Source organism: Litorihabitans aurantiacus (assembly GCF_030161595.1).
GTDB lineage: Bacteria > Actinomycetota > Actinomycetes > Actinomycetales > Beutenbergiaceae > Litorihabitans > Litorihabitans aurantiacus.
The window spans coordinates 3,334,831-3,360,661 of record NZ_BSUM01000001.1 but is presented as its reverse complement, the minus strand read 5'-3'; the positions used below and the strand labels follow the sequence as shown (position 1 = coordinate 3,360,661).

Genomic DNA, 25,831 nt, shown 5'->3' with positions numbered 1-25,831 from the left:
GTTCGGGCTTTCGCCGCGAGTTCGAGGCCGGCGGGCACGACCTCGACGCCGAACCCCGAACTCAGCGGCAGTGGGCAGGGGCAGGCGCAGCGCCCGCGGGGCGGCCGCTCCGCTCAGGCGCGGCCGAGCCAGAGCGCGTGGTCCGCGCCCAGCGGCACCTGCGCGACCTCCGCGAAACCGACCGCCTCGAGGAGGCGGGCGCGGTCGCCGTCGAGCGCGACGGCGAGCACGTCGCCGTCACCCGAGACCACCGGGGCGACGACGGCGCGCGCCAGCTCCACGACCGCGGCGGGATCGACCTGGGGCGCCACCGTGACGGCGAAGAGCACCAGCCGCGGCTGCAGCACGAGCGCCTGCTCGAGCACCGCCTGCATGGCACCCATCAGCTGGGGGCGGACGTGCGGTGACGGGCCGATGGCCTCGCCGGGGTCGGTCGTGCCCAGCTCGCGCTCGAGGACCTGCCGCAGCTCGGCCGCGACACCCTCGACGTCGCCCGGCATCCAGACCGAGATCGCCTGGAGGTCGCCGGCGACGTCGTGCGCCACCCACAGGTCGCCGCGGTCGAGCACGACGTGCGAGAGCGCCATCCGCGCGGCCGACCCCGCGGCCTCGGGGTCGAGCGGACCGTCGGGCTCGCCGTCGCCGTCGATGTCGATGTGGCGGTTGCCGGCGGTGAGCATCCGGACCACCGCGTTGACGTCCACGAGGCCGCCGCGGCGCACCGTGATGCCCGGCGTCACGGGCCTCGGCGCTGCCACGGCGCCGTCCGGAACCGCGGGCGCGACCGGCGCGAGCGGGAGGAGCGGCAGGAGCGACGACGACGCGTCCGACCCCGGCGTCGGCGGGACCTCGGGCAGCGGGGTGAGCATGCCTCGACCGTACGTGCTCGACCTGCGAGTCACCTGCGACCCGGGCGTCCGGGGCGAACCGTTTCGCTGGACGCGCAACCGGGAACCCGTCCCGCCCGGCCCGTACCGCTCAGAGGGAACCGCCCGCGGCGAGGATCACCGACCGCCAGGCGTCCGAGAGGAGCGCGCCGTGCCGCTCGTCGACGCGCTCGCCCGCCAGCAGCAGGGCCGTCACGTACAGGCCGGCGACGGCGTCCGCGCGCACCTCCGCGTCCGGCAGGGTCGCGAGCGCCCCGACGGCCGGGCTGGCCAGGTTCATGACGAGCCGGGTCCGCGCCGGGGCGTGGGCGGGTCCGTCGAGCAGGTCGGCGAACGGGTCGGCGTCGTCGCGGGCGTCGGGCCCGACGGCGTCGCCCGCGGTCGCCCCGCGCGCCCCGCCCACCAGCAGCACCGGCACCGACGCGGGCTCGAACCGGCGCACGTCGAGGTCGACGTCGAACCGTGCGAGCACGGGCGCCGCCACGCGCGTCAGGGCCGCGGCGTCCGCGTCCCCGGTCGCGGGCACCGCGAGGCCGCGCAGGTAGGCGTGCCGGTCGAAGGGCCGGATGCGCCCCGACCCGGTGGACGCGAACCGGACGCGCTCGAGGATCTCGGCCCCGTAGACGTAGGAGCCGTTGACCAGCAGGTCGCCCGCGGCCCGGTGGATCGGCGCGAACGCGGCGAAGTCGGAGCGCGACGTCGCGTAGCGCACGCCGGTCCGCGTCCGCATCGCGTGCGCCAGCGTGAGGGGTCCCTCGCTCGTCTCCCACGGCACGTGCCGGACCACGAGGTCGAGCATCTCCGCGTCGACGGCGGCCATCGCCAGCAGCCCCGTGGCGTGCACCTCGAGGAAGCGCGCGAACGCCGCCGGGTCGCCGGTCGCGAGACGCTCGACGCCCGCGCGCACCTGCGCCCCGACCTGCTCGCGCACCTCGCCGAGCAGCGCGCCGTCCTGCAACGACTCGCGGGACGCGGTGAGCGGCAGCTCCCCCGCCTCCACGACGAGCCGCACGAAGTAGGCCCAGTCGGGGGCGAGCTGGGTGTTGTCGTCGGCCACGAGCATGCCGCGCGAGTACACGCGGTCCCCGCGGCGGTGACCGACGCGGCCGGGGGTGTCGGCCACGAGCGCCAGCCCCCGCACCCCGGCGAGGGCGACGTCGAGGCGCACCACCGCGAGCGGCGCGAAACCGAGCTCGCGCTCGCACCAGGCGGCGGCTGCGGCGTCGTCGCCCGCCCAGGGGGCCGACGTCGTGACGAGCGCTCCGCCGTCGGCGTCGTGGCCCCCGTGCCACCGCACGGGCACGTCGAGCAGCCCGGCGAACCGGCGCACGAGCATCTCCACCCGCGCGGGCTCGACCCACTCGCGGTCGTCCGGGCGGGCCCGGACCCGCACCCGGGTACCGGAACGGGGGAGCGGGTGCGCCGCCGTCGCGACGGTGAAGGTGCCGTCGGCCCGCCCCGTCCACACGAGCGTCGGCGCGTCCGGGGTGCGCGCGCTGCGCGAGCGGACCTCGATCTCGTCGGCCACGAGGAAGCACGCGAGCAGGCCGATGCCGAACTGCCCGAGGAAGCGGCGGCGGGCCTGCGTCAGGTCGCCGGTCTTGCTGGAGGCGCCGATCGTGGCCAGAACCTCGCGCATCTCCTGCGCCGTCAGGCCGATCCCCGTGTCGGCGACGGTCACCGCGCCCTCCTCGCGCTCGACCGTGACGGTGATGCCGTCCGGCGGTGCAGCGGCCCCGCCGGACCCGCCGGCCTCGTCAACGTCCTGCCGGGCCACGACGGCGTCGCGCGCGTTCTGCAGGAGCTCGCGCACGTAGACGCGCGGGCTGGAGTAGAGGTGGTGGGACAGGATGTCGACGACGCCGCGCAGGTCGACGCGGAACGCCTCGGGCCGGGCCCCTCCCCCGCCCGCGCCGTCGGGCCCGGACCCGCCGTCGACCCCGCCCGTCTCAGGCACGCTCGAACGCGGGGTCACCCGCGTACCAGCGCCGCCCGACCCAGGTGCGCCAGACGTCGGTGCCGTCGCGCTGCGCGAGCCCGGTCGCGATGGCGAGCGCGCGCTCGCGCAGCTCGGCGCCCCGCGCGTCGTCGGCGTCCCGCCCCAGCAGGAGACTGCCGCCGGCGGCGATCAGCCCGAGGTCGGCCGCGTTGCCGCCGTCGACCTCCTCCAGGAGCGCATCGAGCACGGCGACCGGTTTGCGCCCGGCGCGCACCAGCACCTCGAGCACCACCCACCCCGGCACGATGCCGAGCTCGGTGACGTCGTCGTCGGCCTCCTGCAGCACGGCCGTCAGCTCGGCGGCCACGGCCGGGTCGGCGGGGCGCAGCCAGCTGCGCCACACGGTGGCGGCGCGGATCTGCTCGGCGTCACCCGCCTGCACCACGATCGAGGCCAGGTGGTCGGCGAAGCCGGGCGAGAAGCGGGCCACGAGACGCACCAGCTCGAGGTAGATCGCGCCGCCGTCGATGCGCTGCTGCTCGTCGGCCACGGCGTCCTGGAGGTCGGCCGCGATCGCCTGCAGCCGGTCGACGTCGTCGACGTGGGCCGCGATCTCGGCGTGCGCGAGGATCACGGGCGCGCGCGGCGCGCCGGTCGCGGCGCGCACCTCCTGCTCGGTCGTCACGAGCGGGTGGATGTGGTCCCACGGCACGTCCGGGCTGGCGACCGCCTGCTCGACCACCGTGGGGAACAGCCGCTCCCCCATGGCGCGGATGTCGGGGACGACGTGGTCGGCGTTGGCCGGCAGCGCCCGCAGCTCCTCCAGGGCGCGGCCGTACCCGACGACCATGGTGGGGACGTCGCCGCGCCGCCCCGCACCCAGCCCGTGCAGCAGCGGGACGGCGTAGCGCGAGGTGGCGCAGCGCAGCTCGCGGGCGCGCGCGGTCAGGCGGGTGGCGAGGGCGTCGGACTCCTCCGCGGTCTCCGCCGACATCAGCTGCATCGTCTCGCCGAGCAGCGCCTGGTAGCGGTACTTGATCGCGATGGGCGGGTCGTCGGCGCAGACGGCCCCGACGCGGCCCAGCCACCCGGCCGAGAGGATGTGCTCGGCGCGCTCCTCCGGCTCGCCCCAGACGTCGGGGACGTGGGTGATCGCGGGCGGCGACGCCGGCGGCAGTCCCGCCCACCACAGCTCCGCGAGCTCGCGGGAGTGCACGTCGGTGCCGGCCCGCTCGTCGTGGGCGCGGGCGCCCTCCTGCGCGAGCGCGCGCAGCAGCTCGCCCTCCGTACCGTGCGGCTGGGCGAGGAGACGGCTGCGCGCGGCGGCGGCCACCGCCTCCCAGTCGGAGGCGTCGAGCGCGCTCTCACCCAGCAGGCGGTCGACGGCGACGAGCGCGAGGTCGGGCCGCTCCTCCAGCGCGAGGATCAGGTAGTGCGGGACGACCTCGCGCGCGAGCACCTCGATACCGAGGGCGGCCACCAGCGCGTCGGCGATCGCCGTCGCCTCCTCGCGCCGCCCCTGCCGCACGCGCAGGAAGGCGAGCAGGGCGGCGAGCTTGGCCGCGCGGTCGGCGTTCGGGGCGCCTGAGTCGATGCGCACCGGGTCGATGCCGAGCACGCGCAGGCGCTGCTCGAGCGTCTCGGCCGCACGGTCGGAGTCGAAGCGCGCGATCAGCGGGATCTCCATCTGGATGACCCCGGCGTCGTCGGCGCGCCACCCGTCGCCCGCCTCGGCGCGCCAGCGGTCGATCCACTGCGTGGTCGCCTCGGCGTCGCCCGCGGCCGCGGCGACGGTCGCGCGGGCGACGTGAGCACCGGTGACGTCGACGCCGCGGGCGTGCATCTGCTCCTCGACGAGGTCGATCAGGCGCGTGATCTTCTCGAGCGGGATGCGCGGGTCGTCGGCCAGGGTGGTGGCGGCCGTGCCGATCGCGTTCAGCTGGACGGCGACGTTGCGGGGGTCGACGAGGTCACCGTGGCTGCGGAGCACGCGCATCAGCTCGACGAACGCCTCGAGCGCCTCGAGCGCCATGCCGCCGTGGGAGTAGATCGTGTACTGCGACAGCCGCGCGCTGGCGATCAGGTGCGGGAAGCCGACGCGCTCGCACTCGGCGATGAAGTCGTCCCACGCCTCGATCGCGCCGAGGTCGTCGGGGAGGTCGTGCAGGGCGTCGGCGTGGTCGAACAGGTCGGAGATCTCCTCGCGGGTCTCCGCGTCCAGCGTGTCGACATCGGCGTACGAGATCACCGGGGATCCTCCTTGGCGGGCGTACCCGCGGGGCGTCGGGGCGTTCGGGGCGGTGGCTGCCCGGCGGATCGCCGGCGATCCTCATGCTAGGGCGGCGCCCCGCGGCCGTGGGGGTGGGGTGCCCACCGCCGGGACGACGACGGCGCCGCCCACCTCGTGAGGTGGGCGGCGCCGTCGTGGTCCGTGAGGGTCGCGGGACTCAGAAGTCCCAGTCGTCGTCCTCCGTGGTGACGGCCTTGCCGATCACGTAGGACGAGCCCGAGCCCGAGAAGAAGTCGTGGTTCTCGTCGCCGCCGGGCGCGAGCGCGGCCAGGATGGCCGGGTTCACGTCGGTGAGCTCCTTCGGGTACAGCGCGTCGTAGCCGAGGTTCATCAGCGCCTTGTTGGCGTTGTACCGCAGGAACATCTTGACGTCCTCGGTCAGCCCGACGCCGTCGTAGAGATCCTCGGTGTACTTCTCCTCGTTGTCGAACAGCTCGTCGAGCAGCTCGTAGGTGTACGCCTGCAGCTCGTCGCGGCGCTCCTGGGTCTCCTTGGCCAGCCCCTTCTGGAACTTGTAGCCGATGTAGTACCCGTGCACGGCCTCGTCCCGGATGATCAGGCGGATCACGTCGGCCGTGTTGGTGAGCTTGGCGCGGCTGGACCAGTACATCGGCAGGTAGAAGCCCGAGTAGAACAGGAACGATTCCAGCAGGGTCGAGGCGACCTTGCGCTTGAGCGGGTCGTCACCCTGGTAGTACTTCATGACGATCTCGGCCTTGCGCTGGAGGTGCTCGTTCTCCTCCGACCAGCGGAACGCCTCGTCGATCTCCTTGGTCGAGCACAGCGTCGAGAAGATCGAGGAGTAGCTCTTGGCGTGCACCGACTCCATGAACGCGATGTTCGTGTAGACGGCCTCCTCGTGCGGCGTGAGCGCGTCCGGGATCAGGCTGACGGCGCCGACCGTGCCCTGGATCGTGTCGAGCAGCGTCAGACCGGTGAACACGCGCATCGTGAGGAGCTTCTCCTCCTGCGTCAGCGTGCCCCACGACGGGATGTCGTTGGAGACCGGCACCTTCTCGGGGAGCCAGAAGTTCGAGGTCAGGCGGTCCCAGACCTCGGCGTCCTTGTCGTCCTCGAGGCGGTTCCAGTTGATGGCGTTGACCCGGCTGACGAGCTTCAGCTTGTCGATCATGGGGTGGTTCCTTCGTCGTCGTGCAGATCGGTGGTCAGGTGCGGCGAGCCGGGGCGCGCCGGCTCACAGGGTGCAGGAGACGCAGCCCTCGACCTCGGTGCCCTCGAGCGCGGCCTGGCGCAGGCGGATGTAGTACAGCGTCTTGATGCCCTTGCGCCAGGCGTAGATCTGCGCCCGGTTGACGTCGCGCGTGGTGGCGGTGTCCTTGAAGAACAGCGTCAGCGACAGCCCCTGGTCCACGTGCTGCGTGGCGGCGGCGTAGGTGTCGATGATCTTCTCGTAGCCGATCTCGTACGCGTCCTGGTAGTACTCCAGGTTCTCGTCGCTCAGGTAGGGCGCCGGGTAGTAGACGCGCCCGATCTTGCCCTCCTTGCGGATCTCGATCGGGGCCACGATCGGGTGGATCGAGCTGGTCGAGTGGTTGATGTAGGAGATCGAGCCGGTCGGCGGGACCGCCTGCAGGTAGGCGTTGTAGATGCCGTGCTCGGCGACGCTGGCCTTCAGCTCGCGCCAGTCCTCCTGCGTCGGGATCGCGATCCCGGCGTCGGCGAACAGCTGCCGCACGCGCTCGGTGGCCGGCTCCCAGACCTGCTCCGTGTACTTGTCGAAGTACTCGCCCGAGGCGTACTGCGAGTCGGCGAAGCCGCGGAACGTGGTGCCGCGCTCGATCGAGAGCTTGTTCGAGGCGCGCAGGGCGTGGAACGCGACCGTGTAGAAGTAGATGTTCGTGAAGTCGACGCCCTCGGCGCTGCCGTAGTGGATCCGCTCGCGGGCGAGGTAGCCGTGCAGGTTCATCTGGCCCAGACCGATGGAGTGCGACGCGTCGTTGCCCTCCTGGACCGAGGGGACCGACGTGATCTGCGTCTGGTCCGAGACGGCCGTGAGCGACCGGATGGACGTCTCGATCGTGCGCGCGAAGTCGGTCGAGTCCATCGCCTTCGCGATGTTGAGCGAGCCCAGGTTGCACGAGATGTCGCGGCCCACGACGTCGTAGCTCAGGTCGTCGTTGAACGTCGAGGCGGTGGAGACCTGGAGGATCTCCGAGCACAGGTTGCTCATCGTGACGCGGCCCGCGATCGGGTTGGCGGCGTTCACCGTGTCCTCGAACACGATGTAGGGGTAGCCCGACTCGAACTGGATCTCCGCGAGGAGCTGGAAGAAGTCGCGGGCCTTGATCTTCGTCTTGCGGATGCGGCCGTCGTCGACCATCTCGGCGTACTTCTCCGTCACGGAGATCTCCGAGAACGGCACGCCGTAGACGCGCTCGACGTCGTAGGGCGAGAACAGGTACATGTCCTCGTTCTTCTTCGCGAGCTCGAACGTGATGTCCGGGATGACGACGCCGAGGGACAGCGTCTTGATGCGGATCTTCTCGTCCGCGTTCTCGCGCTTGGTGTCGAGGAACCGCAGGATGTCGGGGTGGTGCGCCGAGAGGTAGACGGCGCCGGCGCCCTGGCGCGCACCGAGCTGGTTGGCGTAGGAGAAGGAGTCCTCGAGCAGCTTCATCACGGGGATGACGCCGGAGGACTGGTTCTCGATCTTCTTGATCGGCGCGCCGTGCTCGCGGATGTTGCTCAGCAGGAGCGCCACGCCGCCGCCGCGCTTGGACAGCTGCAGCGCGGAGTTGATGCCGCGCGCGATGGACTCCATGTTGTCCTCGATGCGGAGCAGGAAGCACGAGACGAGCTCGCCGCGCTGCTGCTTGCCGGCGTTGAGGAACGTCGGCGTCGCGGGCTGGAAGCGGCCGGTGATGACCTCCTCGACCATCGCGCTCGCGAGCGCCTCGTCGCCGTCGGCCAGCGTGAGGGCGACCATGACGACGCGGTCCTCGAAGCGCTCGAGGTAGCGCTTGCCGTCGAACGTCTTGAGCGTGTACGAGGTGTAGTACTTGAACGCGCCGAGGAACGTGGAGAAGCGGAACTTGAACGCGAACGCCTCGTCCCAGATTCGGTGGAGGAACTCGCGGGAGTACTTCGCGAGCACCTCGCCCTCGTAGTAGCCCTCCTCGACGAGGTAGGAGAGCTTCTCGTCGAGGTCGTGGAAGAACACGGTGTTCTGGTTGACGTGCTGCAGGAAGTACTGCCGCGCGGCCGCGTGGTCGGCGTCGAGCTGCAGCCGGCCGTCGGGGCCGTACAGGTTCAGCATCGCGTTGAGGGCGTGGTAGTCCATGCCCTCGAACCGGTGCGCGGGGGTCAGGCCGGGATCTGCGAGCGTCGTAGCCAAAACTGTGCCAATCCTTCTCGGACGCGCGTGACGTCCTGATCGGTGCCGAGGAGTTCGAAGCGGTAGAGGTAGGGGACGTCGCACTTGGCGGCGACGATGTCCCCCGCGAGGCAGAACGCCTCGCCGAAGTTCGTGTTCCCCGCGGCGATGACGCCACGGATGAGCGAGCGGTTGCGGGGGTCGTTCAGGAACCGGACGACCTGCTTGGGGACGGCGCCACCCTTCGTGGTGCCACCCCCGTAGGTCGGCAGGATCAGCACGTACTCCTGCGTGACCACGAGGGGCTCCTCGCGGCTGCGCAACGGGATCCGCTGCGCCGGGAGCCCGAGCTTGCCCACGAAGCGGTGGGTGTTCTCGGAGACGGAGGAGAAGTAGACGAGGCTCATGGTCGGTCCCTCTCCTCCTCGCGTGGCGGGACGCCCCGCGCTCGCGCGGGACGTCCGTGGTGCTGCTGCGGGGTGGCGGTCCGTGACGGGACGCCACCCGACGGTGCGGTGGTCCGGCGACGTGCGCCGGACCACCGACGGGCTACCGGTCGATCAGGAGACCTGGGCCGGGACCTCGACCGCGGCGGCGGCGAGCGCCTTGATGCGGTCGGGGCGGAAGCCCGCCCAGTGGTCGCCGTTCGCCAGCACGACCGGGGCCTGCTGGTACCCGAGCGCCTTGACGGACTCGAGGGCCTCGGCGTCGACGCTCAGGTCGACGACCTCGTAGCTCAGGCCGTGCTTGTCGAGCGCGCGGTAGGTGGCCGTGCACTGGACGCAGTTCGGCTTGCTGAAGACGGTGATGCTCACGTGTTTCCCCTCGTCGTTCCCCGGATCTCCGGCCCGTGTAACTACACGGATGTCATTCGAGCCCGGATGTCGTGCTTCCCGGGCTTCAGACACTACACCTAGTGGTCGCTCGTGCACCCCACCACCACATGTCGTGTTCGACGGCGTGTCGGCCCACAACGGGGGACGAGCGTTTCCCCACCCTGTGGACAGGTCGACCGCCTCGCGCACGGCCCCGCCGATCGGCTCTCGTCCGCCCTGTTGACAACGTGTGGAACGAGCCGCGAGGGACCCGGCGGCACAGCCCACGACACGCCGAGGATCGGTTCGGCGCGACATGCGGGCGGGTCCCGTGGACATGCCTCCAGCGTCCCACCGACCACCGACATCCAGCCCTGTCGAGCCATGTCCAGCCCTGTCCAGCCGCCGCCCGCCCGCCGCGGTGGCCGCCCGTGGAGCACCGGACTCGGAACGAGGCTCAGAACGAGCGGTGCGGCGGAGGCGCCATCCGGTGGCCGCGCCGGGGCGCCTCGACCCCGGTCGCCAGCACGAGCCGCACCACGCGCTCCCGGTGGCCGGCCCACGGCTCGAGCAGCTGCGCCATCCGCGCGTCGGCGTCGGCCGCCGGGAGCAGCTCGCGCGCCAGCGCCCAGCAGACGGCCCGCGAGACGTGGGCGTCGCCGTAGGCCGGGTGGTCGGGGTCGCCGTGCGCGGTCTGCGTCACCAGCGCACTGGTCCACACCCCGATCCCCGGGAGCGAGCGCAGCGTCGCCGTGACCTCCGGCCCGCCGCGCCCCAGCCGCAGGGTGCGCTCGAGCCGCGGCGCGACCTCCGCGGCGCCGACGACGGTGCGCCAGCGCCGCTGCGCGATCCCCGCCTCGTGAAACGCCCAGGCGGGCACCGCGCGCCACTCCCGGGCCGACGGCGGCACCGTCAGACGGGGGACGGCGGCGCGCTGCGCCGGCGTCAGCCCGGTGGGCGCGGGAGCCGGCGACCCGTACCGCAGCACCAGCAGGCGCCACGCCCGCAGCGCCTCCGCCCCGGTGATCTCCTGCTCCAGCACGGCGGGGACCAGCGCGTCGAGCACGCGGTTGGAGCGGGTCAGTCGCAGCCCGTCGAACCGTCGTGCCAGCCGGGCGACGACCGGGTGCAGCGAGGGGTCGAACCCGGCGTCGTCGTCGCCCTGACCGATGAGGTCGGGGACGGACGCGATCGCCCACTCGGCTCCCGGCCCCCACGCGTGGGCGGTGACGCCGCCGACGGTGCGGACGATCGCCAGCGTCGCGGCACCCAGCGGGGTTCCGAGCGCGAACCACCCGCCGTCGGCGCTCAGGTGGGCCGCCGGGTCGCTCCCGGCGTGCCGCAGCGGCGCCAGCGTGCGGCGCAGGTCGAGCGGGCGCTCGACCGTGACCGTGGTGGTGAGCGCAGGAGCGGTGGGCGCGGGCGGGGTGGGCGCGGCCGAGGGCCCGCGCGCGACACCCTCCCGGCCCGTCATCCCGCCACCGTAGGCCGTGCATGCGACAGCCGACGCGTCCGCTGTGAGCGGCCGGCTCCCGCACCGCCCGACGCCCGGCACCGTCGTGGCGCCGATCCCCCGACCGGGCGAGGCGCGCGTCACCCGGTCAGCCGCTCCTGGCGGACACCCCCGACCGGGGAGCGGCCGTCAGGCGGCGGGCCGCGTCCCTCAGGCGGCGGGTAGCGGCGCCGCGACCGGCCCGGGCGCCGGGCGCGCCGACAGCGAACCGTGCCCCGCGACGTCGACCGCGACCTCGAGGATCCGCGAGATCGACACCTCGCTGCCCTCCTCGCGCGTCACCTCGACGCGCGAGACCGACGCGTTCGGCAGCGGCACGAGCCCGCTCGGGTCGATGGTCGCGAGGTAGGCCCCCAGCGTGAGCCCGTGCCCGACGACGAGCACGTGCCCCCGGGTGCGCCTCGACGATCCGCGCGAACGTCGTGCGCACGCGGTCCATGAAGTCGGCACCGGACTCCCCGCCCGGCAGCCCCGGGTGCTCGCCGGCGAGCACGCGCGGCACGAACACCGCCCAGGGCTCGATCTCGTCGAGCTCGCGCTCGGGGCGGCGCTCGTAGCGGCCGAAGGAGAACTCGCGCAGCCCCGCGACGCTGCGCAGCGGCAGCTCGTCGTGGTGGCGCACGATCTCGACGGCGGTCATCACCGCGCGCCCCTGCGGCGAGGAGTAGGCGGCGTCGAACGCCTGCGTCGAGAGGTGCTGCGCGGTCACGAGCACCCCGGCCCGCCCGGTGCGGGTCAGGGGCGAGTCGCACGCGCCCTGCATGACGCGGCGGGCGTTGAGGTGGGTCTGGCCGTGGCGGACCAGGGTGAGGGTGGTCGTCGTGGGGGTGGTCGTCGTCGGTGCGACCTGCGTGGTGTCCATGCCCGCGACGCTAGGCCGCGTGCGCGCCGCGCGGGCGACGGCCGTGTAGCGGCCTCGTGAACAGTCGGTTGCGGCCCGCCGCGACCAGACGCGGCTCACACGCCGTCGCGGTGCGTCCACTCCCCGCGAGCAGCGTCCCCGCCACGCGCGTGCCGGCGTCGGCGAGCAGGGGGTCGACGTCGCAGATCGCGAGGTCCGCGACGTCGCCGACACCCGGCGCCACACCCCGACCACCCGTCGAGGCCGCGAGCGCCGCCGCGGCGTCGATGCGCTGCTCGCCGTGCCACGCGGGGCGCTCGTCCCCGGTGCGGTGCACGGCGGCGGCGATGGCGAGCCACGGGTCGAGCGGTGCCACGGGGGCGTCCGACCCCAGCGCGAGGCGTGCGCCGGCCGCCACGAGCGAGGCGAGCACGAAGGCGCGGTCGGTCCGGCCGGGCCACAGGTCGTCGGCCACGTCGCGGTCGTCGAGGAGGTGCGCGGGCTGCACGCTGGCGGTCACGTCGAGGCGGGCGAAGCGCCGCACGTCGGCCGCGGTGAGGAGCTGGGCGTGCTCGATGCTGCCCCACGCGCCCGTGGCCTCGAACGCGTCGAGCGCGAGGCCGCACGCGTCGTCGCCGATCGCGTGGATCGCGCTCCCGATCCCGGCGTCCTGCGCGCGGCCCATGAGATCGCGCAGCTCGGGCGGCGCATAGGTCAGCACGCCGCGGTCGTGGGTGCCGGGGTAGGGGTCGTGGCAGTAGGCGGTGCGCGTGTTGAGCGAACCGTCGCTGATGACCTTGAGCGGCCCGACGGTGAGGAGCGCGGCGCCGGTGGCGTCGCTCGGCGACCCGGGCAGCGCGTCGCCGCTGCGCCGCCTGGCCGCGATCTGCTCGTCGAGGAACTGCGGCCACACCCCCGCCTGCACGCGCACCGCGATGCCGTCGGCGAGCGCGCTCTCCGCCGCGACGTCGCCCGCCCGCCGCGACCACGACAGCGGGTGCTCCGCCTCGAAGTCGCGGATGCCGACGACGCCGCGCCGGGCCGCCGTCCGCGTCGCGGCCCGCACCCACGCGTCGCGCCGCGCGTCGTCGGCGTCGTCGAGGAACCCGGCGATCGGGAGGAACGCCTCCTCGCGCACGAGGCCGGTGGCGTCGGCGCGCACGCCGAAGCGGCGCAGCGCCGCGCTCGAGAACCAGCCGCAGTGCAGGTCACCGCTCACGAGCACGACGGCGCGTCCCCCGCCGCCGCGTCCAGCACCTCCGCGGTGGGCAGGTCCGGCCAGGAGGCGTCCCGGAAGCCGAACCCGACGAGCGTGGCGCCGGGGTCAGACGCGTTCGGTGCGTCCGACGTCGCGCCGCCGACAGCGCGACCGGTGCCAGCGAGGTGCGCCGCCACCAGCGCCGCCGCCTCGGCCGCCGAACCCGCCCCCGAGACGTCGAGGCGCTGCTCGGCGAGCGCCTGCTGCACCAGGTGGACGTGCGCGTCCCACAGGCCGGGCACCAGCCAGCGGCCCGCCAGGTCCACGGTCTCGGCACGCGGGTGCGCCGCGAGCGCCCCGGCGGGGGCGATCGCCGTCGTGACGCCGCCCTCGACGCGCACGTCGACGGGCCGGGCGTGACCGACCAGGCGGGCGGAGCGCAGCAGCAGGTCGGGCGGGGTGGGGCGGCCGGTCACGGCAGGTCGGGGTGGACGGCGCGCATCGCGGCGGCGAGCGCGGGGTCGGCGTGCACATCAGCCGGGTCCTCGAGACCCGCGACGATGCGGGCGACGACGGCGGCCGGCTTGTCCTGCGACATCTTGTTCTTGCCGCGCCAGTCGGTGACGTGGAGGCGGACGCCCCGCACGCCGCGAGCGAGGCGGCGCGCGTAGGCGAGGTCGTCGGCGGCCAGCACGAACGGCTCCGGGCGGGCGCTCTCGAACGCCGCGACGGTGCGCACCAGCACGTCCCAGGTGCCGGCGTCGTCGAGGAGCTCGACGCTCGCGGTGAGGTGCGCGACCTCGACGTTCCAGGTCGGCACCGCCGGACCCCACGCGTACCAGGTGGGCGTGACGTACCCGGAGGCGCCCTCGACCACCACGAGCACCTGCACACCGTCGGCGAGGCCGAGCGTCTCGTCGTCGGGGACGCCGAGGTGGGTCACGAGCGTGAGGGCCTCGTCACCGCCGTCGCCCCCCGCGTTCTCCAGCAGCACCGGCATGTGCGTGGCGGTGGGGACGCCGTCGGGCGCGGCCACGATCGTGGCCCACGGGCGGCGGGTCAGGAGGTCGCGCAGCCACGCGAGATCGCGCGTGGCGTAGTCGGGGACGTCGAGCACGCCGCACAGTCTCGCACCGCGACGTGACCGGTTCGTGACACGTCCGACCGCACCCGCGACACCTCCGCCGACGGCGCGCGGCTCACCAGTCGTGGACGGACCCGTCCAGCCGCCGCGCGACCGGCAGGTAGCGCGGCTCGTACTCGAACCGGGCAGCCGCCGCGTCGTCGTAGGTCACACCGAGGCCGGGCTCCTCGCTCACGTGGAGCGAGCCGTCGGCGTACGTCGCCCCACCGTGGAACACCTCCGCGGTCAGGTCCGGGTACCCCATGTGCTCCTGCACCCCGAGGTTGGGGATCGCCGTGGCCAGGTGCGTCGCGGCCGCCTGCGTCACCGGGGAGAGGTCGGAGGCCCCGTGCGACCCGGAGCGGACGTCGTACAGCGCGGCGAGGTCGTAGATGCGGCGCAGATGCGTGATCCCACCGGCGTGCACGACCGAGCAGCGCACGTAGTCGATCAGCCGCTCGGTGATGAGGTCCTTCACGTCCCAGATCGAGGTCAGCACCTCGCCGACGGCGATCGGGGTCGTCGTGTGCTGCCGGATCAGACGGTAGGCGTCCTGGCTGTCGGCCGGGGTGGGGTCCTCCATCCAGAACAGCTTCACGTCCTCGACCTCGCGGCCGAACCGTGCCGCCTCGATCGGCGTGAGGCGGTGGTGCACGTCGTGCAGCAGGTGGACGCCGTCCCCGAGGTGCTCGCGCGCGGCGCGCAGGTAGCCCGGGGCGAAGTCGAGGTAGGCCTCGGTGGACCAGAGCTGCTCGTCGGGCAGCGCGTGGTCGGCCGGCTCGTAGCGCCCGTTCTTCTTCACCCCGTAGGTGCCCGCGACGCCCGGCACCGCGGCCTGCACCCGGATCGCGCGGTAGCCGAGCTCGCGGGCGCGGTCGGCGTCCTCGAGCATCTCCTCGACACTCGACCCGCTCGCGTGCGTGTAGACCATGACGCCGTCGCGGGAGCGCCCGCCGAGCAGCTGGTAGAGCGGCAGCCCGGCGACCTTGCCCTTGACGTCCCACAGCGCGACGTCGACGGCGGCGATCGCCGTCATCGTCACCGGCCCGCGGCGCCAGTACGCCCCGCGGAACAGGTACTGCCACATGTCCTCGATCCGCGCGGGGTCCTTCCCGATCAGCAGCGGTACGACGTGGTCGCGCAGGTAGGTCGCGACGGCGAGCTCGCGCCCGTTCAGCGTCGCGTCCCCGAGCCCGACGACGCCGTCGGAGGTCGTGATCCGCAGGGTGACGAAGGTGCGCCCGGGCGAGGTGAGCAGGACCTCGGCGCGCTCGACGGTCGCCATCAGCGGGCCAGCACGACGACGTCGGCGGGCTCGAGCCGCAGCGTCTGACCGGTGCGCAGCTCGCTCCCGGTGAGGAGATCCCGTCCGCCCGCGTGCAGCGCGACCGTGACGGCCTCGGTGCCGTGGTGCAGCAGGAAGTCGACCACCTCGCCCGACGGCGAGACGCGCGTCGCGAGCTCGAGGCCGCTCACGTCGGCGTACGGGCCGAGCAGGTCGTGCCGCGCGAGGACGCGCCGCACGACGTGCGCCAGACCGGGCTGGTCGAGCTGGGTGCCGAGGTACCAGGCCTCGCCGGGCTCGCCCGCGCCGTCCACCGTCACGGAACGGCGCGTCACGGCGGGCACCCCGGCGTAGAAGTCGGCGCCGTAGCGCGCGACGACGTCCGTCCCCTCGCGAGGCTCCAGCAGCTCGAAGATCATGCGGCCGGGCACCTCCAGCCGCTCGTCCGCGTCGACGTCCTCGAACACGATCGGGTTGGCCTCCTGGGGCTCGGCGGCGTCGGTCTCGGTCACGCGCACGCCGACGAGATCGGCCAGCGGGCCGGGGACGTCGGCGAGGAACCGCCGGTCGTCCTCGTCGGCCCGACCGGACAGGTACCCGGTCAGGACGGTGCCGCCGCGCTCGGCGACGGCGCGCAGCCGCTCCGGCAGGTCGCCGACGACCAGGTGCAGCAGCGGTGCGGCGACGACGTCGTAGCCGCTCAGGTCGGCGGTCACGGGGACGACGTCGAGCTGCGCACCCGCGTCCCAGAACGCCCGGCCCCACTCCAGCAGCGTCGGGAGGTAGCGCACGAGGCGGTTGGGGCCGTCGGCCATCTCCACCGCCCACCACGAGTCCCAGTCCACGAGCAGCGCGACGCGCGCCGGCGTGCGGCCCCCGCGGATCGCCTCGCCGGCACGCTCGAGCTCGGCGCCGAGGCCGGCGGTCTCGCGGAACGCGCGCGTGTCCAGCCGACCGGAGTGGTCGAGCACGGCGCCGTGGGTCATCTCGCACGCGCCGCGGGAGGCGCGCATCTGGAAGTACAGGACCGAGTCCGAACCGTGGGCCACGGCCTGCCAGGACCACAGCCGGTTGATGCCCGGCCGGCGCACGGGGTTGACGTCGCGCGAGGCCGTCACGGTCGGGGTCTGCTCCATCAGCCAGAACGGGGCGCCGTCCTTCAGGCCCCGCATGAGGTCGTGCGTGATCGCGGTGCGCCACGGCTCGTCGCTGCGCGGGGGTAGTTGTCCCACGAGGCGAAGTCCAGGTGCGGCGCCCACCGGTGGTAGTCCAGCGGCTGGAAGAAGCCCATGAAGTTCGTGGTGGTGGGGAGGTCGGAGTGCTCGCGGATCGCCGCCCGCTCCTCGGTGTACTGCCGGATCGCGTTGTCGGTGGTGAAGCGGTAGTAGTCGAGCGTGATGCCCTGGAAGGCGGTGTGCCCGCGACCCTTCCAGTGCTCCGAGAGCGCGCTGGGCGGGACGATCTCCTCCCAGTCGGTGAACCGGTGGGACCAGAAGGTGGTGTTCCAGGCCTCGTTCAGCTCGTCGAGCGTGCCGTAGCGCCGCTGCAGCCAGAGCCGGAACTCCGCGGCGCAGAGGTCGCAGTAGCAGGCGCCGCCGTCGCCCCCGTACTCGTTGCCGATGTGCCAGGCGACGACGGCGGGGTTGTCCGCGTACCGCTCCGCGACCCTCCCCGCGATCCCTGCCGCGAGCCGCCGGAACTGCGGTGAGCTCCAGCACGCGTTGTGCCGCTGGCCGTACAGGTGGCGCCGACCCTCGAAGTCCACGCGCGTGACCTCCGGGTGCGCGCGGGCGATCCACGGCGAGAGCGCCCCGGTGCCGGTGGCGAGGCAGATGGTGCGGCCCTCGTCCGCGGCGCGCTGCACGATCTCGTCGAGCACGGTGAAGTCGAAGACGTCCTCCGCCGGCTGCGTGAGCGACCAGATGAAGACCCCGACCGTCAGGGTGGTGATGCGCGCGGCGTCGAACGCCTCGTGGTCGGCGTCCCAGACGTCCTTGCCCCACTGCTCGGGGTTGTAGTCGCCGCCGAAGGCGATCCCCCGCGTCGCAGGCAGGACGGCGGGTGTCGGTGCGGGCGCGGGGGTGCGCGGGGCGGTGCGGGGATCAGGCACGAGCGGTGAACCTCTCGGTGACGTCGTCGACGACGGGGCGGGTGAACGGGCGGAGCATGGCGAGCAGGACGCCGGAGGCGAGCACGAGCGCGGCGTCCCACGTCGTCGCGACCAGCGCCGCCGCGACGAGCAGCAGGCAGAGGACGGCGACGGCGAAGCGCCAGTGGCGGGCGAGCCCGCCGAGCGCGATGCGCACGGCGTCCCGCGTGCGGAAGCGCAGCACGGACGTGATCACGAGCAGGTGCGCGCAGACCAGGACGAGCACGACCAGCAGCACGAGGGTGAGCGGCACGAGTGCCGCACCCCCGGGCACCGCTCGCGCGCCGGCGAGGTTGACGGCGAGGACCGTGCCGACGGCGAGGACCGGCAGCCACCACCGCAGCACGTCCCCGAGGTTGCGGCGGTAGCCCCGCCAGAACGGCAGCGCGGGCCGCTGGTCGTCGTCGCGCTCCCAGGACCGCTGCGCGTACAGCCCCGCCGAGAGCGCCGGGGCGAGCGGCACGAGCGCGAGCACGTACAGCGGGATGTTGGAGGCGTCGCGGTGGAGCGCGAACGCGAGGGCGGCGCCCGGCAGTGTGGTGAGCGCGATCAGCGCGGTGAGGGTGACGTGGCGGTAGACCACGGCCGCGACGCGGGACAGCGGACCGCGGCCGACCTCCTCGGCGCCCGTCGCACCGCGCGAAGCACCGGGTGTCACGGCGCTCACCGTGCCACCTGCCCGGCCGGGTCGAGCCCGAGCAGCCGCGCGTCGTCGAGCCACGGGGCGTGCTGCGGGTCGGTGGGAGAGACCTCGACCAGCGCGACGCCGTGCCGGCCGAGCGCGACGTCGAGGTGCACGCGGCCCTCGCGCACGGGGACGGCGCGGCCGACGAACGCCGGTTCGGACGCCGCGTGCAGGTCGTCGGTGGCTCTGGAGGTCGGCGCGAGGGGCGAGCCCATGGCCTGCCAGGCGGTGCGGACGTTGCCGCGCTCGGCGTCGACGTGACGCTCCGCGACCCACGCCTCGCCGACTCGACCGCCTCCCCGGCCTCTGCCCCGGCCACCGGGACGTCCAGGCGGACCCGGTGCCCTGCCGTCGCGAGCGCCTCGGGGTCGACCGGCTGCCACAGCAGCGCGGCGATCCTGCCGTCGGGGTGACGCGTGACGAGGTGGTCCTCCCCCGCGCCAGCACCTCGGTGCCGAGCCGCGCCATGAAGGCGTAGAGGTGGAACGCCGGCTTGCGCAGCTGCCGGTGGCCGAGCAGCCCGAACCCGCCGTGCAGCGGCGCCGTGGGGATGCCGACCTCCTCGAAGACGTCGCACAGCGTCCAGTAGGACAGCGAGTCGACGACGTCGCCGCCGGCGGCGAGCACGGGAGCGAGGTACGCGGCCTGGTACGCGGTGTCGTGGATCGGGTTGTCGGGGCGGTAGGAGGAGGAGAACTCGGTGATGTGCACCGGGAGGCCGGCCAGGGCCGTGCCGGCCAGGAGCGTGCGCGGCGTCGCGAGCTGGGCCAGGAGCTGCTCCGGTCCGCGCAGCGTCTGGTAGGTGCCGAACGGCACGTGCTGCGCCGGGCCGGTCGTGTAGGCGTGCTTGCTGACGAAGTCGCACGGGATGCCGCGGCGCTCGACGACGTCGGCGAACCTCGGCAGCCAGTCGTCGGCGCCGGGCGAGATCGCCGGACCGCCCACGGCGATCTCGGCGTCGACCTCCTTCACCGCGTGCGCCGTGACCTCGTACAGGTCGTGGTAGTCCGCCTCGCTCCCGCTCCAGAACACCGGCAGGTTCGGTTCGTTCCAGACCTCCACGGGCCAGGTGCGCACGCGCTCGATCCCGTAGCGGGCGATCAGGTGGCGCAGCAGCGCCCGCACGAGGTCGGCCCACGCGCGCGGATCGCTCGGCGGGGTGATGTTGCCCTGCCACCAGAAGACCGTGTCGGTCCCCGAGGCGAGGTCCTGCGGCATGAACCCGAGCTCGAGGAACGGGTCGACGCCCGCCTCGAGCCAGGTGTCGATCACGAGGTCGAGGTAGCCGAACGCGTACCGGGTGGCGGCCTCGCCGTCGTGGCCGTGGCGGCGCACCAGACCCATGTCGTCGTGCAGGATCCCGTGGGCCCGCACGGCGCCGAAACCGATCTCGCGCTGCACGAGCGCGAGGGAGTCGCGGTAGTCGGCGTGCAGCACCTCGCGCGTGCGCCCCGTGCCGACGCACGCGCGCCAGGCGGGCGGGAGCGTGCCGGTGGGGAGGGTGGGGACGACGACGGTCATGGGTCTCCTCGGGCGCTGGAGCGGCGGGGCGGGGCGGGGCTGGGTGGGGCGACGGCGCCGCCCGGCCGGGTGCGGTGGGCGACCGGCCGGGCGACGCCGCCCGATCAGCCCTCCTGCCGCTCGAGCGCGGTGTTGTAGGTCTCGATCAGCTGCGTGGCACCCAGACCCTCGATCTCGGTGACGTAGGCGTCCCAGGTGTCCAGGGACCGCTGCCCGGTGATGAACGCCGCGGTGGCCGCCTGGACGGCGTCACCGATCTGGGTGTCCAGCAGGGAGGTCTGCTCGAGCTCGAGCTCCTCGAGCTGCGGCGTCGGTGCCACCGGCAGGGTCTCCTTGCCCGCGAGCACCTCGTCGGTCCACTCCCGGATCTCCTCCGACATCACCGACTGCAGCAGGTCCGTGGTGGAACCGTTGGCGAGCAGGAAGACGCCGTTGCTGAAGCCGTAGTCGGCGTTCAGTCGCTCGGGCGCGTCGGGGTTCAGGGCGTTCCAGCCGATGGTCGGCAGCAGCGTGCGCGTGCCGTCGGCGTCCTTCGTGTAGGTCTCGCCCTCCACGCCCCACTGCGCGAACTCGATGCCCTCGTCGGAGTAGTAGAGCCAGTCGACGAACTGCAGCATCGCCTTGAAGTGCGGCTGCTGCGCCGCCGAGCTCGAGATCATCAGGCCCGAGGAGAGCTGGCTCCCGGCGAGGTAGTCGCCGTAGGGGCCGCCCGGGATCGTGATGAGACGGATCGGCACGTCCTGCCCGCTCTCGGCGATCTGCGTGCGGTAGGCGGTGATCTCCTGCGTGTTCCCACCGATCGCGGCGGTCTGGCCCGAGACGAACTTGGCGATCGCCTGGTCGTCGCTCTGCGTGATCTCGGGGTCGAGCAGGCCGTCGGAGACCAGGCCGGCGAGGTAGGTGAGCATGTCGCGGTAGGCGTCCGTGGTGCCGGTGAGCACGAACTCGCCGGAACCCTCGTCGTACCAGCGGTTGTCGTAGCCCCAGCCGCCCGAGGTGCCGAAGCTCGGCGACATGAAGTTGAGGGTGGCCCCGAGCGGCGTGGTGTCGGTCCACCGGTCGGACCAGACGTAGGACAGGTCGGGGTTGGCGGCGTCGACCTGGGCGAGCTGCTCCGCGAACTCGTCCCAGTCCGCCGGGTCCTGCGTGACGCCGGCGGCCTCGAACAGGTCCTCGCGGATCGCGACGGAGTACTGCACGTCGGGGATCTCCCGCAGCCCCGGCAGCAGGTAGTACTTGCCGTCGGCCTGGCGCAGCTGCGACTCGATCTCCTCCTCGAGACCCCAGTCGGCGACCTTCTGGGTGTAGTTCGGCATGTGCTCGAGGTAGTCCGAGACGGGCAGCAGGGCCCCACCGCTGACGAACTGGACCTCCTGACCGGGGTAGGTCACCGGGATCAGCTCGGAGGCGTCACCGGCGCCGATGAGCAGCGCCTTGCGCTGGTCCCAGTCGGCGAGCGAGACGTCGGTGCGGCTGAAGGAGACGTTCTGCTCGGCGGCGAGCTGCTCGAACGCCAGCCAGCTCGCCTGGACCGGGTAGTTGGGGTGGTCGCGGTACATCAGCGAGAACTCGACCGGCTCGGTGGCGCGGAACGTCGTCCCCGCCGCGTAGTCGTCCATCGCACCGACCGACTGCGCCTCGTCGATGACGCCGGGTTCGCCGTCGACCCCACCACCACCGTTGCCGCCGCCCCCGAGCACGCCGCCAGCACTGCCGTCACCGTCGCGACGGCGATCGCCGTCGTCACGCGTGAGCGGGTCTTTCCCATGGTTCTCTCCTTCGAGTTGACCTTCGAGTGGTGCGCCCGGCGGGCGCGTGAGGAGGCGCTCATCCCTTGACCGACCCGAGCATCACGCCCGAGACGAAGTACCTCTGGATGAACGGGTAGAAGCAGATGATCGGCAGCACGGTGAGCAGCATCGTGACCGACTGGATGTTCGCGCCGATCTGGACGGCGTCGCCGCCCGCGCCGCCCGTGACGGACTCCGTGCCCGTGGCGGCGGCGATCAGGTTGCGCAGGTAGACCGTGACGGGGAAGAGCTCCTTGTCGTCCAGGTACAGGAACGCGCTGAACCAGGAGTTCCACAGCCCGACGGCGTAGAACAGCGTCATCGTCGCGAGCACCGCCTTCGACAGCGGCAGCACGATCCGGGCGAAGACGCCGTAGGTGGACAGCCCGTCGATCGCCGCCGCCTCCTCGAGCTCGGCCGGGAAGTTCTCGAAGAACGACTTCATGACGAGCAGGTTGAAGACCGACAGCGCACCGGGCACGACGATGGCCCACATGGAGTTGCGCCAGCCGAGCACGTTCGCCACGAGCACGTAGTTCGGGATCAGGCCGCCGCTGAAGAACATCGTGAACACCGCGATGCCGATGAAGAACGACCGGCCCTTGAGGTGGCTGCGGCTGATCGCGTAGGCGTAGGTGGTGGTGATCGCCATCGCGATGAGCGTGCCGAGCACGGTGTAGACGACCGTGTTGCGGTAGTTCGTCCAGAACAGCGGGTCGCCCATCACGGCCGCGAAGGTCGCGGTGTTGAACCCGCGCGGGATCAGGTTGACCTCGCCGGCCGCGATGAACCCCTCCGAGGAGAAGGCCTTCGCCACCAGGTTCACGAACGGGTACAGGGTCACGAGGCACACCGCGGCGAGCGCGGCGGCGTTGACCACGCGGAAGACGCGGTAGCCGCGCCCGTCCCGCAGCGCACCACCCTCGCGGCGCACGGCACCCAGGTCGGGTCCGGGGTCATCTGCTCGGTCACCACAGCGAAGCTCCTGTCACGCGGCGCGAGATCCCGTTCGCGGTGAGGACGAGCACCAGTCCGATCAGGGCCTCGAACAGGCCGATCGCGGTGCCGTAGGAGAACTGGGCCGACTGGATGCCCACGCGGTAGAGATAGGTGGAGATGACGTCGGCCGTTGAGTAGATGAGCGGGTTCTGCAGCAGCAGGACCTTCTCGAAACCGACCGCCATGAAGGAGCCGATGTTCAGGATGAGGAGGACCATCATCGTGGGGCGGATGCCCGGCAGCGTGATGTGCCAGGTCTGCTTCCACCGGTTGGCGCCGTCGATGCGCGCCGCCTCGTAGAGCTGCTGGTCGATGGTCGTCAGCGCCGCCAGGTAGAGGATCGTCCCCCAGCCGACCGTCTGCCACACCTCGGAGGAGACGTAGATGGAGCGGAACCAGTCCGGCCGCTGCATGAAGCTGACCGCGTCGCCACCGAAGGCCTCGACGATCTGGTTCACGGTGCCGTTGACCGCGGTCAGCTGCATCACGAGGCCGGCCACGATGACGATCGACATGAAGTGCGGCAGGTAGGAGATCGTCTGCACGAGCCGCTTGTACCGGCGCGAGCGCAGCTCGTTCAACATGAGCGCGAGCACGATCGGGAGCGGGAAGCAGATCGCGAGCGTGAGCCCGCCGAGGATCACGGTGTTCCAGAACACCGACCAGAACTGCTGGTTGGTGATGAACGCCTCGAAGTAGTACAGCCCCACCCACTCGTCGCCGAAGATCGAGCTCCCCGGGCGGAACCGGCGGAACGCGATGATGTTCCCCGCCATCGGCAGGTAGCGGAACACGAGCAGGAAGACCAGGGGCACGATCAGGAACGTGTAGAGCTGCCAGTCGCGGCGCAGCGCCCGGCGCCACGTCAGGCGTGCGACCGGCGCACCGTCGCCGTTCCCGCCGCCACGGCCGCCGCGGCGCAGCACGCGCGGTCGGCGCGCACCCGCGTCGACGGCGACGGCGGGCGCCGAGCCGGGCGCCGCGGGGGCGCCGGCGCGGGTGGCCGCCTCGGGCTCGGTGGTGGTCATGCCGGGACCACCTCCAGCGTCGGGTCGGCACCGGCCGCGAGGACGACGGCGGAGGAGACGGTCGTGAGGCGACGGGCGGCACCCGTGCGCCGTCGTCGCCCGACCATCTCCAGCGGGAGGGTCGCGTGCACGTCCGCGCTGGACCGTGACACGCGCAGCTCGACGGCGCCGGGGTCGACGATCCGGTCGCCGGCGCGTCCGACGTAGGAGGCGAGGTCCGCGTGCACCCGGAAGGTGACCGCGGCCTCCTCGCCCGCCGCCAGCATCACGCGCTGGTAGCCGACGAGCCGGACGTCGGGCCGCGGCACCTCGGCCACCGGGTCGTGCAGGTAGAGCTGGACGACGTCGGCGACCTCGCGGCCGGTGGCGTTGGCGACCTGCACGCTCACCTCGACCTCACCGTCGACCGCCCACGTGTCGGCGGACGCGGTCACCTCGCCCCACGTCGCCTCGGCGTAGGAGCGGCCGTGGCCGAACGGGTACAGCGGCGTCGGGTCGAGGTTGGAGACCTCGGTGCGCAGGCCGTAGGGCGGGGCGAGGTAGGTCGAGGGCTGCGAGCCGGGATCGCGCGGGACGCCGACCGGGAGGTGGCCCGAGGGGTTGACCGCGCCCGTGAGAACCTCGGCGATCGCGGTGCCGCCGGCCTGGCCGGGGAAGAACGTCTGCACGATCGCGGCCGCGCGGTCCGCGAACGCGCCGAAGGCGTAGGGGCGGCCGGCGAGCGCGAGCACGACCACCGGGGTCCCGGTCCCCAGGACCGCCTCCACGAGCGCGTGCTGCTCACCGGGCAGGCGCAGGTCGGCGGCGTCGCACCCCTCGCCCGAGGTGCCGCGGCCGAACAGCCCGGCCTGGTCACCGACCACGACGACGGCGACGTCGGCCTCGCTCGCCCGCGCCACCGCGTCGGCGAAGCCCTCCCGCCCCGGGGCCTTCACGTCGCACCCGGGGGCGTGGGTGACCTCGCCGTCGTGCTGCCGCCGCAGCTCCGCGAGCACCGTGGGGATCTCGATCCCGACCTCCTGGTGCGGGTGGTGCACGCCGACGTGGGCGGGGAAGGAGTAGCAGCCGAGCATCGCGTACGGGTCGTCCGCCAGCGGGCCGACGACGGCCAGCCGCGCGCCCGGGCGCAGCGGCAGCGCGCCGCCGTCGTTCGCGAGGAGCACGACGGCCTCGCGGGCCAGCTCGAGCGCCAGGGCGCGGTGCGCGGGCGGGTCGAGGTCGATCGCGCCGTCGACCTCCGGCGTCCAGCCCGGGTCGAGCAGCCCGAGCTCGATCTTCTGCGTCAGCACGCGCCGCAGCGCGCGGTCGACCGTCTCGGTGCCGACGAGACCGTCGCGCAGGGCCGCGAGCAGGGGCTCGCCGTAGGCGTGCACCGAGGGCAGCTCGACGTCGATACCCGCGGTGAGCGCGAGGGCCGCGGCCTCGCCGTCGGTCGCGGCCACGCGGTGCAGCGTGCGCAGGAAGGCCACCGCGAAGTAGTCGGCCACGACCGTGCCGGCGAAACCCCACTCCTGCCGCAGCAGCGTGGTCAGCAGCTGCTCGTCGGCCGCGGCGGGCACGCCGTCCACCTCGGCGTAGGAGTTCATGACCGAGCGGGCGCCGCCCTCGCGCAGCGCGGCCTCGAACGGCGGGTAGAAGACCTCCTGCATCTCGCGCGGACCGGCCGAGACGGGGGCGTGGTTGCGGCCGGCGCGGGATCCGGAGTAGCCGGCGAAGTGCTTGAGGGTGGCGACGACGCCCGCGCCCTCGAGCCCACGCACGTAGCCGGCACCGATGGTGCCCACCAGGTAGGGGTCCTCGCCGACCGTCTCCTCGACGCGGCCCCAGCGGTAGTCGCGCACGACGTCGAGGACGGGCGCGAGGCCTTGGTGGACGCCGACCGAGCGCATCGACGCCCCGATCGCGCCCGCCATCTCCTGCACCAGCTCGGGGTGGAACGTGGCGCCCCAGGACAGCGGGACGGGGTAGGCGGTGGCACGCCATGCGGCGAATCCGGCCAGGCACTCCTCGTGCACCTGGGCCGGGATCCCGAACCGGTTGGCGGCCATCACGGCGCGCTGCGAGCGGGCGAGCGACCGGGCGCCGAGCTCCGGCTCGACCGGTGCCGTGCCGAAGGGGCGCGTCAGCTGGCCGAGCCCGTCGACGATGACGTCGGCGAGCTCCGGACCGTGCTGCGTCATGTCGCCCTGGTGCGGCGCGACGTCCCCGCCGGAGGCGTCCGCCCCGACCCACAGCCCCACGAGCTGGCTGACCTTCTCCTCGAGGGTCATCGCGGCCACGAGGGCCTCGACCCTCGCGGCCGTGCTCAGCGAGGTGTCCTGCCAGGGGCCGGACGGTGTCACCTGATTCATGCGTCCCCACTTCGGTGTGGTCGAAACATTTCGGTATCGGCTCCGATACCTTTAGGCTCGACACCGTACGAAGGTGAGCGCCG

17 protein-coding genes and 2 pseudogenes are annotated in these 25,831 nt (G+C 73.2%); all 19 read right to left on the bottom strand.

What is annotated here, in order from left to right:
• Positions 1 to 113: 113 nt before the first annotated feature.
• The 19 genes and pseudogenes from QQK22_RS15975 to QQK22_RS15885 all read right to left on the bottom strand — a co-directional run bounded on the left by QQK22_RS15975 (position 114) and on the right by QQK22_RS15885 (position 25,748).
• On the bottom strand, positions 114 to 869 hold the full coding sequence (locus QQK22_RS15975; protein ID WP_284251980.1) for a hypothetical protein: 756 nt from the start codon (positions 867 to 869) through the stop codon (positions 114 to 116).
• Positions 870 to 978: 109 nt separating this feature from the next.
• Entirely contained in the window at positions 979 to 2,844 is a 1,866-nt protein-coding gene (locus tag QQK22_RS15970; RefSeq protein WP_284251978.1) for an HSP90 family protein, read from the bottom strand.
• Entirely contained in the window at positions 2,837 to 5,074 is a 2,238-nt protein-coding gene (locus QQK22_RS15965; protein ID WP_284251976.1) for a hypothetical protein, read from the bottom strand. Before QQK22_RS15965 ends, QQK22_RS15970 begins: the two co-directional genes overlap by 8 nt.
• Before the next feature lie 199 nt (positions 5,075 to 5,273).
• Positions 5,274 to 6,248 carry a class 1b ribonucleoside-diphosphate reductase subunit beta gene (gene nrdF / locus QQK22_RS15960; protein WP_284251974.1) on the bottom strand — a complete coding sequence of 325 codons (975 nt, stop codon included), beginning with the start codon at positions 6,246 to 6,248 and terminating at the stop codon, positions 5,274 to 5,276.
• 63 nt (positions 6,249 to 6,311) lie between these two features.
• On the bottom strand, positions 6,312 to 8,417 hold the full coding sequence (gene nrdE / locus QQK22_RS15955; RefSeq protein WP_284252801.1) for a class 1b ribonucleoside-diphosphate reductase subunit alpha: 2,106 nt from the start codon (positions 8,415 to 8,417) through the stop codon (positions 6,312 to 6,314).
• 23 nt (positions 8,418 to 8,440) lie between these two features.
• Positions 8,441 to 8,857 carry a class Ib ribonucleoside-diphosphate reductase assembly flavoprotein NrdI gene (gene nrdI, locus QQK22_RS15950; RefSeq protein ID WP_284251973.1) on the bottom strand — a complete coding sequence of 139 codons (417 nt, stop codon included), beginning with the start codon at positions 8,855 to 8,857 and terminating at the stop codon, positions 8,441 to 8,443.
• A gap of 153 nt (positions 8,858 to 9,010) precedes the next feature.
• A complete protein-coding gene (gene nrdH / locus QQK22_RS15945; protein ID WP_284251972.1) occupies positions 9,011 to 9,265 on the bottom strand; it encodes a glutaredoxin-like protein NrdH in 255 nt (84 codons plus the stop codon).
• Between the two features lie 457 nt (positions 9,266 to 9,722).
• Positions 9,723 to 10,739, bottom strand: a complete 1,017-nt coding sequence (locus QQK22_RS15940; RefSeq protein WP_284251970.1) for a DNA-3-methyladenine glycosylase family protein — start codon at positions 10,737 to 10,739, stop codon at positions 9,723 to 9,725.
• A gap of 127 nt (positions 10,740 to 10,866) precedes the next feature.
• Positions 10,867 to 11,640 (bottom strand): histidine phosphatase family protein, encoded by a 774-nt coding sequence (locus QQK22_RS15935; RefSeq protein WP_284251968.1) that lies wholly within the window; start codon positions 11,638 to 11,640, stop codon positions 10,867 to 10,869.
• Between the two features lie 10 nt (positions 11,641 to 11,650).
• A pseudogene (locus QQK22_RS15930) lies at positions 11,651 to 13,119 on the bottom strand (amidohydrolase family protein).
• Positions 13,120 to 13,289: 170 nt separating this feature from the next.
• Positions 13,290 to 13,934 (bottom strand): FMN-binding negative transcriptional regulator, encoded by a 645-nt coding sequence (locus tag QQK22_RS15925; RefSeq protein ID WP_284251966.1) that lies wholly within the window; start codon positions 13,932 to 13,934, stop codon positions 13,290 to 13,292.
• An 82-nt stretch (positions 13,935 to 14,016) separates the two neighbouring features.
• Positions 14,017 to 15,225 carry a D-mannonate dehydratase ManD gene (gene manD, locus QQK22_RS15920; RefSeq protein ID WP_284251964.1) on the bottom strand — a complete coding sequence of 403 codons (1,209 nt, stop codon included), beginning with the start codon at positions 15,223 to 15,225 and terminating at the stop codon, positions 14,017 to 14,019.
• Positions 15,225 to 16,040, bottom strand: coding sequence for a beta-galactosidase trimerization domain-containing protein (locus QQK22_RS15915; protein ID WP_284252798.1), 816 nt, complete (start codon positions 16,038 to 16,040; stop codon positions 15,225 to 15,227). Before QQK22_RS15915 ends, manD begins: the two co-directional genes overlap by 1 nt.
• Before the next feature lie 141 nt (positions 16,041 to 16,181).
• Positions 16,182 to 17,335, bottom strand: a pseudogene (locus tag QQK22_RS15910) (beta-galactosidase); the annotation flags it as partial.
• Positions 17,328 to 19,580, bottom strand: coding sequence for a GH39 family glycosyl hydrolase (locus QQK22_RS15905; RefSeq protein WP_284251961.1), 2,253 nt, complete (start codon positions 19,578 to 19,580; stop codon positions 17,328 to 17,330). The pseudogene QQK22_RS15910 and the gene QQK22_RS15905, both read right to left, overlap by 8 nt.
• A 104-nt stretch (positions 19,581 to 19,684) precedes the next feature.
• Positions 19,685 to 21,280: an ABC transporter substrate-binding protein gene (locus QQK22_RS15900; RefSeq protein WP_284251960.1), complete on the bottom strand. Its 1,596-nt coding sequence runs from the start codon at positions 21,278 to 21,280 to the stop codon at positions 19,685 to 19,687.
• A 127-nt stretch (positions 21,281 to 21,407) separates the two neighbouring features.
• The gene (locus tag QQK22_RS15895; protein ID WP_284251958.1) at positions 21,408 to 22,304 is read right to left on the bottom strand and encodes a carbohydrate ABC transporter permease; all 897 of its coding nucleotides are present in this window, start codon (positions 22,302 to 22,304) and stop codon (positions 21,408 to 21,410) included.
• A 34-nt stretch (positions 22,305 to 22,338) separates the two neighbouring features.
• A complete protein-coding gene (locus tag QQK22_RS15890) occupies positions 22,339 to 23,397 on the bottom strand; it encodes an ABC transporter permease (RefSeq protein ID WP_284251956.1) in 1,059 nt (352 codons plus the stop codon).
• Positions 23,394 to 25,748 carry a beta-xylosidase/alpha-l-arabinosidase gene (locus tag QQK22_RS15885; protein ID WP_284251954.1) on the bottom strand — a complete coding sequence of 785 codons (2,355 nt, stop codon included), beginning with the start codon at positions 25,746 to 25,748 and terminating at the stop codon, positions 23,394 to 23,396. The genes QQK22_RS15890 and QQK22_RS15885 overlap by 4 nt, the downstream gene beginning before the upstream one ends.
• Between the last annotated feature and the right edge of the window lie 83 nt (positions 25,749 to 25,831).